The 8,900-nt window shown below is 66.8% G+C and carries 8 protein-coding genes; 6 read left to right on the forward strand and 2 right to left on the reverse strand.

What is annotated here, in order from left to right:
- A partial coding sequence (locus tag VK519_RS03320; RefSeq protein ID WP_524538974.1) for a phosphoglucose isomerase-related protein occupies window positions 1–377 on the forward strand: 377 nt, incomplete at its 5' end.
- Window positions 378–419: 42 nt separating this feature from the next.
- Here VK519_RS03320 and queG read toward each other — a convergent pair.
- On the reverse strand, window positions 420–1,487 hold the full coding sequence (gene queG / locus VK519_RS03325) for a tRNA epoxyqueuosine(34) reductase QueG (RefSeq protein WP_324347656.1): 1,068 nt from the start codon (window positions 1,485–1,487) through the stop codon (window positions 420–422).
- Window positions 1,488–1,579: 92 nt separating this feature from the next.
- Here queG and VK519_RS03330 point away from each other — a divergent pair, with 92 nt between their 5' ends.
- The 5 genes from VK519_RS03330 (at window position 1,580) to VK519_RS03350 (ending at window position 8,109) form a co-directional block, all read left to right on the forward strand.
- Complete coding sequence (locus VK519_RS03330; protein ID WP_324347658.1) at window positions 1,580–3,058, forward strand: NAD(P)H-hydrate dehydratase; 1,479 nt, start codon at window positions 1,580–1,582, stop codon at window positions 3,056–3,058.
- Window positions 3,051–3,503 (forward strand): tRNA (adenosine(37)-N6)-threonylcarbamoyltransferase complex ATPase subunit type 1 TsaE, encoded by a 453-nt coding sequence (gene tsaE / locus VK519_RS03335; RefSeq protein ID WP_324347660.1) that lies wholly within the window; start codon window positions 3,051–3,053, stop codon window positions 3,501–3,503. Before VK519_RS03330 ends, tsaE begins: the two co-directional genes overlap by 8 nt.
- 165 nt (window positions 3,504–3,668) lie before the next feature.
- Window positions 3,669–5,282, forward strand: a complete 1,614-nt coding sequence (locus VK519_RS03340) for an N-acetylmuramoyl-L-alanine amidase (RefSeq protein WP_324347662.1) — start codon at window positions 3,669–3,671, stop codon at window positions 5,280–5,282.
- A gap of 21 nt (window positions 5,283–5,303) precedes the next feature.
- Window positions 5,304–7,124 (forward strand): DNA mismatch repair endonuclease MutL, encoded by a 1,821-nt coding sequence (gene mutL / locus VK519_RS03345; protein ID WP_324347664.1) that lies wholly within the window; start codon window positions 5,304–5,306, stop codon window positions 7,122–7,124.
- A gap of 91 nt (window positions 7,125–7,215) precedes the next feature.
- Entirely contained in the window at window positions 7,216–8,109 is an 894-nt protein-coding gene (locus VK519_RS03350) for a DUF1684 domain-containing protein (protein WP_324347666.1), read from the forward strand.
- 8 nt (window positions 8,110–8,117) lie between these two features.
- On the opposite strand, the gene VK519_RS03355 is transcribed toward VK519_RS03350, so the two are convergent.
- A partial coding sequence (locus VK519_RS03355) for an enoyl-CoA hydratase-related protein (protein WP_324347668.1) occupies window positions 8,118–8,900 on the reverse strand: 783 nt, incomplete at its 5' end.

Below are 8,900 nucleotides of genomic sequence, written 5' to 3' on the forward strand. Positions count from 1 at the left end.
ATCGCGTGCTGTTGTCGAACCTGCTGGCCCAGGCGGCGGCACTGGCATTGGGCAAGACCACCGAAGAAGTCCTGGCCGAATCGAAGGACGGCAACCAAGTAATCGCTGCCCAACGTACATTTGAAGGTGATCGTCCGAGCACGGTGATCCTGCTCGATGCCCTCACTCCCGAAACCCTGGGGGCGCTCATCGCCCTCTACGAACACAAGGTGTTCATGCTGGGCCACGTGTGGGGCATCAATGCGTTCGATCAGTGGGGCGTGGAGCTTGGCAAGCTGATCGCCAAACAGATCCAGCCGGCATTGGCGGGCAAGCCCGACCACAGCTTCGACGCTTCCACCCAGGCGCTGATCGGGGAGATCGCGGCGCGTACTTAGCGCGCGGCGTGCTCGGCCAACGCCCAGGCGGGGTCAGAGTATTTACTCTGACCCCAAACCCCCACGCGCCGAATGCTGTGCCAACGCCCATGCCACGTGCTCGCGCACAATCGCCGAAGCGTCCTGGGCCCGTGCCGTGAGTGCATGCACCACGTCGCCGCTCGTCGGCGCGTTGCCCAATGCCACCGCGATGTTGCGCAACCATCCTTCGTAGCCGGTGCGGCGTATTGCCATGCCTTCGGTGCGTGAAAGGAATTCCTGCTCGCTCCACGCGAACAGGGATGTCAACTTCGCGCCATCCAGGCTGTGCCGTGGCGCGAAGTCGGGTTCGACGGTTTCCTGTGCGAACTTGTTCCATGGGCATACCAATTGGCAATCGTCGCAGCCAAAGATGCGGTTGCCCATCGGCTTGCGCAGGTCCGTGGGGATGCTGCCGCGCAGTTCGATCGTGAGATACGAAATGCAACGCCGCGCGTCCAGACGGTAGGGCCCCACGATGGCCTGCGTCGGGCAGATGTCGATGCACCGGCGGCAGGTTCCGCAGTGCGCCGTGGCAGGCGTGTCTACGGGCAGGGGGAGGTCCGTGTAGAGCTCGCCAAGGAAGAAATAGGAACCGGCATGCCGGTTGATCAGCACCGTGTGCTTGCCGATCCATCCCAATCCCGCGTTGCGCGCCAGGGCTTTCTCCAGCACTGGCGCGGAATCCACATAGGCGCGGTAGCCGAAATCACCCACCACGTCGCCGATGCGCTGCGCGAGCTTCTGCAGGCGGTTGCGCATGAGCTTGTGATAGTCGCGGCCAAGCGCATAGCGGGCCACGTAGCCCAGGCCGCCATCGGCGATCACCGGCCAAGCATGCTGCGTGCCCGGCGGCACGTAGTCCATGCGTACGGAGATTACCCGTTGCGTGCCCGGTTCCAGTTCCGCCGGGCGGCTTCGCTTGGAGCCGTGGCGTGCCATGTATTCCATTTCTCCATGGTGTCCCTCGTCCAGCCAGCTCTTGAGGTGGGCTTCGTCCTCGCCCAGCGACGTGCCCGAAATGCCGGCCTCGGCGAAGCCGAGCTCGCGTGCCCATAGCCTGATGTCGTCGGCGAGCTTCCGGTAGTCCATGGGCGCATTGTAGTGAATTGGGCCGGCCACACTTTTCGCTGTACATCGATCTTGCAATCACCATCACGGCCAGCCTCCCTATAATGGCCGCCATGACCACGCCAACGCTTGCCGCGGCACTGTTCACCGCGGCCCAATCGCATGCGATCGATACCCGGGCCATGCAGATCCTGGGGGTGGATTCGGCCACCTTGATGGCGCGTGCCGCCGATGCCGCCTTCCGTGCCTTGCGACGGCGATGGCCGGAGGCGCGGCGCATCGTGGTGCTGTGCGGTCCAGGGAACAACGGCGGGGACGGCTATCTGCTGGCGCTGCGTGCCCGAGAGGAAGGGCTTCCCTCGCGCGTCGTGGCGGTGGCTCCCCCTGCAACGGAAGAGGCCAGGGCGGCGCACGACCGTTTCGTCAAAGGCGGCGGCGATGTTTCGGCAAGGCTCGATCTTGCCGGTGCCGACGTGCTGGTCGATGCCTTGCTGGGCACGGGCCTGTCGCGGCCGCCAGGCGACGTCATGGCCGAAGCCATCGAGGCGATCAACGCGGCCGGCTTGCCGGTGCTCGCGGTGGACATCCCGTCCGGCCTTTCCGCTGACACGGGCACCACGCCAGGCCGCTGCGTGCGCGCCGACGCTACCGTGACTTTCATCGCACACAAGCGCGGCATGTTCACCCAGGATGCGGCCGACCACGTTGGCATGCTGGAACTGGCGAGCCTGGGCGCGGACGATCGCGTGATCGCCGACCAGCGCCCTTCCGCCATCCTGATGCAGCCGCTGGCGCTGCCGCCCCGGCCGCGGCAGTCGAACAAGGGCCAGTACGGCCATGTGCTGGCGATCGGCGGCGACCACGGCACCGGCGGTGCGGTACTGATGTGCGCAAGCGCGGCACTGCGCGTGGGTGCGGGGCTGGTGAGTGTTGCCACGCGGGCGGAGAACATCGTGGCGTTGCACGCGGCACGGCCGGAGCTGATGCCGCGCGCGGCGGACGGTCCGCAGTCGCTCGAGCAGCCGCTGGAGAAGGCAAGCGTGCTGGCTGTGGGGCCGGGCCTCGGGCAGGGCTCCTGGGGCCATGCGTTGTGGCTGACGGCGCTCGATGCCGGCAAGCCCATGGTGCTCGATGCCGATGGCCTGAACATGCTGGCCAGGTACCCGCGCCGCTTTACCGCGCCGACCATCCTTACCCCCCACCCGGGGGAGGCCGGCCGGCTGCTGGGCTGCGACACCCGCGACATCCAGGCCGACCGCTTCGCTGCGGCTGCGGAGATCGCCGGGAAATACCAGGCGGTGGTGGTGCTCAAGGGCACCGGCAGCATCGTCGCCGCACCGGACGGGCGCCTGCAGGTGTGCCCGTGGGGCAATCCGGGCATGGCCAGCGGCGGCATGGGCGACATCCTCACCGGCGTGGTCGCCGGCTTGCTGGGGCAGCAGCCCGACGATCCCTTCGCTGCGGCGTGCCTGGGAACTTCGGTGCATGCGCGCGCAGGCGACCTCGCCGCGGTCCGGGGTGAAATAGGGCTTGCGGCTACGGATTTGCTGGACACCCTGCGCTCGGTCCTGAACGGCGTCGACCATGCGTGAGTTCATCCTGGCCGACGAGGCCGCCACGCAAGGCATCGCCCAGGTGCTGGCAGCGGGTGTCGACGGAGGGCTGGTGATGTACCTGCACGGCGATCTTGGCGCCGGCAAGACCACCTTTGCCCGTGCATTCCTGCGGGCACTGGGTGTAGGCGAACGGGTCAAGAGCCCTACCTACAGCCTGGTGGAATCCTATGAGTTTCCCGGCCATGTCGCCTGGCACCTGGACCTTTATCGCATCGCCGATCCGGGTGAACTGGAATGGCTGGGGCTCGACGCACTCTCCGATGAAGCCTCGCTGGTGCTGGTGGAGTGGCCCGAGCGTGGTTTCGGTGCCTTGCCGGTCGCCGATGTCCATCTTCGCCTCGCCCATGACGGCGCGGGGCGCCGCCTGGCGCTCGAATCCGCCACGAAGCGGGGTGATCGATTCCTTGAAGGGATTAAGTGATTGTTTTTTCGTCGCAAATCGTCTTGCGTCGGGCCGGTGACTCCTGATCGAAAACCGTCGCTTGGCGACACTTCCTGCACGAACGCTGACGAATGATGTGCAGGTTATGGATTTTTCAGGGAATTCCTCTTGCTTTCGGCTGACCGTTGCAGTTCAATCCCGGCCATGAGGGGAATCATTGCCACCATTACCGCCGCTTGCCTTGCCACCATGGCGAGCCAGGCCGCCGTCGCTACCGATATCAAGGCGGCCCGCGTCTGGGCCGGGCCTGAATACACCCGCGTGGTGTTCGATCTCTCCGACAACGGCAAATACAGGGTTTCCCCGGGCGACAAGCCGGGCGACATGGTGATCGAGCTTCCAGGCGGAAGCCTCGCCGGGAGTTTCCGCGCGCCGGGCGCGCAGGGCCTGTTCAAGGGCATCGAGACAACGGGCAAGGCGGCGCGCCTGCTGGCGCATGTGGACCCCACTGCCAAGCCGAAGAGCTTCATGGTCAAGCCTGCGGGCGACTACGGTTACCGCCTGGTGCTGGATCTTTATCCGGGCGACCCGACACTGGCGAAGGTTGGGCAGAAGAACGCCGGCACCAGCGATGACGACAGTACCGACGATGACGATGGCACGGCGGCGCCTACCGCGGTCCGCGATACCCAGCCGCTGCGCACGGCCTCCGGTGGCAAACGCGGACGCAGCACGCAGGGGTCGTCCGCTCCCGTGGCGTCGATGCCCTCCAGCGAACGCAAGGTGGTGGTGGCGGTGGATGCCGGCCACGGCGGCGAAGATTCCGGCGCCCGCGGTGCCACGGGCCTGCTCGAGAAAGATGTCACGCTGAACGTGGCCCGCGAACTTGCCGCGCAGATCAACGCACAGCCTGGCATGCAGGCGGTACTCACGCGCAATGGCGACTACTTCATTCCCTTGAAGCGCCGCTACCAGATCGCCCGCGAGCACAACGCCGACCTCTTCGTTTCGGTGCACGCCGACGCCTTCAAGAACAGTGACGCCAAGGGCTCGTCGGTGTGGGTGCTCTCACCGCGCGGCAAGACCAGTGAAGCGGCACGGTGGCTTGCCGACCGGGAAAACCGCGCCGACCTCGTCGGCGGTGTGTCACTGGACGACAAGGACGATACGCTCGCCGCCGTGCTGCTGGACCTGCAGCAGGGCTATGCCATGCAGGCCTCCGAATCAATCGCCAACAACGTGCTCAAGGCCGTCGGCCAGCTCGGTCCGACCCACCGCGGCTATGTCGAGCGCGCCAACTTCGTGGTGTTGCGCTCGCCCGACGTGCCCTCGATCCTGGTCGAGACGGCCTTCATCACCAACCCCAGTGAAGAAACCAAGCTGCGCAGCAGCGCCCACCGGCAGTCGCTGGCCACGGCGGTGCTTGGCGGCATCCGCAACTATTTCGCCAACACGCCGCCTCCGGGCACCTGGTTCGCCGCCCAGGCCGCGCGCCGCAACGGCAACAACCTGGTGGCTGTGGCAAAGCAGGCGGAGCCTATGGTCGAGACAGCCTCGCAGATCCAGGCATCGCCCGTGGTCGGTGCCGCCACGGCTGCCGGCAAGGCCGCCAACAATGCGGCCAGGCGAACCGCCAAGGCTGCAAGCATTGCGCGTGCCGACGACAACGTGCGCGACCTGCACCGTGTCGAGCGGGGTGAGACTCTCCGCGGTATCGCCCAGCAATACGGCGTGAGCGTCGGCTCGCTGCGGCAGGTCAACCAGATTCCCGACAGCGGCGTAAGGGTAGGCACGGTACTGGCCATCCCGTCATCCTGACGGCCTTGCTATCCTGCGCCGATGGCATCCATTCGCGCGCTTCCCCCTGAACTGATCAACCAGATCGCCGCCGGCGAAGTCATCGAGCGCCCCGCGTCGGTGGTCAAGGAGCTGGTCGAGAACAGCCTTGACGCCGGCGCCCTGCGCATCGAGATCGACATCGAGCAGGGTGGCGCCCAGCTTATCCGCGTGCGCGATGACGGCGGCGGGATCGCCCACGACGAACTCGAGCTTGCCGTGGCCTCGCACGCCACCAGCAAGATCGGCAGTTTCGACGACCTCGAGCACGTGGCCAGCATGGGCTTCCGCGGCGAAGCACTGGCGTCGGTGTCGTCGGTGGCCAGGGTGGCGCTGACGTCCCGCCAGCGTGGCGCCGACGCCGCCTTCCGGCTGGAAGTGGACGGTGGCAAGTTGCGCCAGGCACGGCCGGCGCAACACCCGCAGGGCACCAGCATCGAGGTACGCGATCTTTTCTACAACGTGCCTGCGCGACGGAAATTCCTCCGCGCCGAGCGCACGGAATTCGCGCATATCGACGACCTGCTCAAATCGCTGGCGCTGGCGCGCGAAGGCGTCGAGTTCCGCCTCAGCAACAATGGGCGACCGGTGCGCATCATCAAGGCAGCGCGCGACCAGGCCGGCGCCCTGGCAAGGGTGGCCGAGGTACTTGGTGAGGAATTCCCCTCGCGAAGCCTGCGCGTGGACCACTCGGCCGCAGGCTTGCATCTGGGTGGCTGGGTGGGCTTGCCCACCGCTTCGCGTTCACAGGCCGATCAACAATTCTTCTACGTCAACGGCCGCCTCGTGCGCGATCGCGTGGTGGCGCACGCGGTACGCCAGGCTTATGCGGATGTGTTGTTCCATGGGCGCCATCCGGCGTTCGTGCTGTTCCTCACGCTGGATCCTGCCGGCGTCGATGTAAACGTGCATCCGGCCAAGAGCGAGGTGCGTTTCCGCGAGCAGCGCCTGGTGCACGATTTCCTCTACCGCACGTTGCACGAGGCACTGGCGCAGACCCGGGCCGGGGTGGCGCCCGTGCAGGCCGTGGTATCCGCGCCCAACGTATCGTGGACACCGGGGTTGCCCGGTGCCGTGAACGAGCCGGGGCTTTCGCCGATGCCGTGGGGTGCGCGGCCGCTCAACCAGCCGCGCCTCACCCTTGGCGTGCGCGACGAACCGCTGGCCGAGTACGCCGCGTTGTTCGGCAACGCGACCTCCGCCATGCAGGTGCCGTTGCCCGATACCGACGACAGCCAGGCACCGCCGCTGGGCTTTGCCATCGCGCAGCTGAAGCAGGTGTATGTGCTGGCCGAGAACGAGCAAGGCCTGGTGCTGGTGGACATGCACGCAGCGCACGAGCGCATTACCTACGAGAAACTCAAGAACGGCCGCGCCACCAGCAACCTGCGCTCGCAGTTGCTGTTGGTGCCGCTGTCGATCGCCGTGGGCGCGAAGGAAGCGGCCGCGGCCGAAGAACATGCCGACGCGCTGGCCGAATGGGGTCTTGAACTTTCGCGCAGCGGTCCATCGGCGGTCGTGGTGCGCCGTATTCCCGCACTGCTCGAGGGCGCCGACGTCAGCCAACTGGCACGCGACGTATTGTCCGAACTTGCCGCCCACGGCAGCTCGCGGCGCCTGCAGGAACTGGAAAACGAATTGCTCTCCACCATGGCCTGCCATGGCTCGGTGCGCGCCGGCCGACGGCTGGGCATCCCGGAGATGAATGCCCTGCTGCGGGAGATGGAAGCCACCGAGCGCTCAGGCCAATGCAACCATGGCCGGCCTACGTGGATCCAGCTGTCGCTGGTGGAACTGGACAAGCTGTTCATGCGCGGGCGCTGAGCCGTCTAGATGGCTATTCGTGACAGGTGCCCTTGATCAAGGCGGCTTGAGGCCTCATTGTCTGGCTTCCACCCCTTCCAAGGCGCCATCCATGCTTCGCTCCCTCGCCATCGCCTCAGTCCTTGCCGCAGGAACGGCGAGTGCGGCCGGGGCGGACCCGGACTTCATCCGCCAGACCCAGGACTGGCAGGCGACGCGCGCAGCCAACCTCAAGGCTCCCGATGGCTGGCTGAGCCTGATCGGCCTGGAGTGGCTGAAGGAAGGCGCCAACCGCGTGGGTTCGGCGGCCGACAACGACATCGTGCTGCATGCCGGCCCCGCCCACCTGGGCACGGTGACACAGGCGGCCGACGGTTCGCTTTCCATCACGCTGGCCAGCGGTAGTGGTGCCACCGTCGACGGCAAGCACGTGGCCAGCGCGCCGCTCATCGATGACATGCACGCCTCTGGCAAGCCCACCACGGTGGCGTTCGGATCGGCCAGCTTTTTCGCCATCGAGCGCGATGGCAAAAAGGCCCTGCGGGTGAAGGATGAAAACGCCAGCACCCGCACCGGTTTCCTCGGCCTGGATTACTTCCCGATCGACGCCTCCTGGCGCGTCGAGGCCACCTGGGTGCCGTTCGATCCGCCGCACGAGCTGGAAATCGGCTCGGTGCTGGGTACCGTGAACAAGGAGAAAGTGCCCGGCAAGGCGGTGTTCACCCGCGACGGCCACACCTTCGAGCTGTATCCCATCCAGGAAGACGCCGATTCCCTGTTCTTCGTCTTCGCCGATCGCACCAGCGGCAAGGAAACCTACGGCGCGGCGCGGTTCATCACCACGGGCCTGCCAAAGGACGGCAAGGTAGTGGTGGATTTCAACCAGGCTTACAACCCGCCGTGCGCATTCACGCCGTTTGCCACCTGTCCACTGGCGCCGCCGGAGAATCGCCTGGACCTGCGAGTAACGGCAGGCGAGCTGAAGTACCGCGGCAGCCATCACTAGCGCGCTGCCTACCGACCGTTGAACGTAGCCTTCCTTTTCTCCAGGAAGGCACCGGTGCCTTCGCGCATGTCATCGGTGGCGAAGGCCAGCGCAAAGCCCTGGGTTTCGAATTCGAGCCCGACGTCGATGCCGGCCTCGCCACCTTGCAGCACGGCGTCGAGGATGCCCGCCATCGCCAACGGCGCGGAGGCCGCCAGCTGGTCGGCTACCTGGGCGACGGTCTCATCCAGAGCCTCGGGCGCGACCACGCGGGTGACGACGCCCAGGGCCGCGGCGCGGGCGGCATCGATGGGCGCGCCGAGCAGGCACAGTTCAAGCGCGGCGGCGCGGCCGGCCAGCCTCGCCAGCCGCTGGGTGCCACCGAAGCCCGGCATCAGGCCCAGGTTCACTTCCGGCTGGCCGAAGCGGGCTTTCTCGCTGGCGATGCGCAGGTGGCAGGCCATGGCCAGCTCCATGCCGCCGCCCAGCGCGAAGCCCTGGATGCGGGCCACCACGGGCTTGCCCAGGCGTTCGATCGATGTCATCAGGCGTTGTCCGGCGCGTGAGAACGCCTGCGCCTGCGCCGGTGTGAGGCCGTTCATTTCGCTGATGTCCGCACCGGCCACGAAAGCCTTGTCGCCGGAGCCTGACAGCACCACGGCGCGCACGGAGTCGTCCTGCGCGGCCTGGGCGAATGCCAGGGTGAGTTCGCCCAGGGTCTCGCGGTTGAGCGCGTTGAGCTTGTCGGGGCGGTTGACGGTGATGGTACGGACCACGCCCCGGTCGGCGACGACAACGTTACGGAAGGCCAT

It is taken from the genome of Pinirhizobacter sp. (assembly GCF_035317885.1).
In the GTDB taxonomy this organism is placed as follows: domain Bacteria; phylum Pseudomonadota; class Gammaproteobacteria; order Xanthomonadales; family Rhodanobacteraceae; genus Pinirhizobacter.

What these genes read in the sequence shown, in the direction of transcription:
- queG (WP_324347656.1), bottom strand. Translation starts at nt 1,487, where the DNA reads ATGGACTACCGGAAGCTCGCCGACGACATCAGGCTATGGGCACGCGAG.
- VK519_RS03330 (WP_324347658.1), top strand. Translation starts at nt 1,580, where the DNA reads ATGACCACGCCAACGCTTGCCGCGGCACTGTTCACCGCGGCCCAATCG.
- tsaE (WP_324347660.1), top strand. Translation starts at nt 3,051, where the DNA reads ATGCGTGAGTTCATCCTGGCCGACGAGGCCGCCACGCAAGGCATCGCC.
- VK519_RS03340 (WP_324347662.1), top strand. Translation starts at nt 3,669, where the DNA reads ATGAGGGGAATCATTGCCACCATTACCGCCGCTTGCCTTGCCACCATG.
- mutL (WP_324347664.1), top strand. Translation starts at nt 5,304, where the DNA reads ATGGCATCCATTCGCGCGCTTCCCCCTGAACTGATCAACCAGATCGCC.
- VK519_RS03350 (WP_324347666.1), top strand. Translation starts at nt 7,216, where the DNA reads ATGCTTCGCTCCCTCGCCATCGCCTCAGTCCTTGCCGCAGGAACGGCG.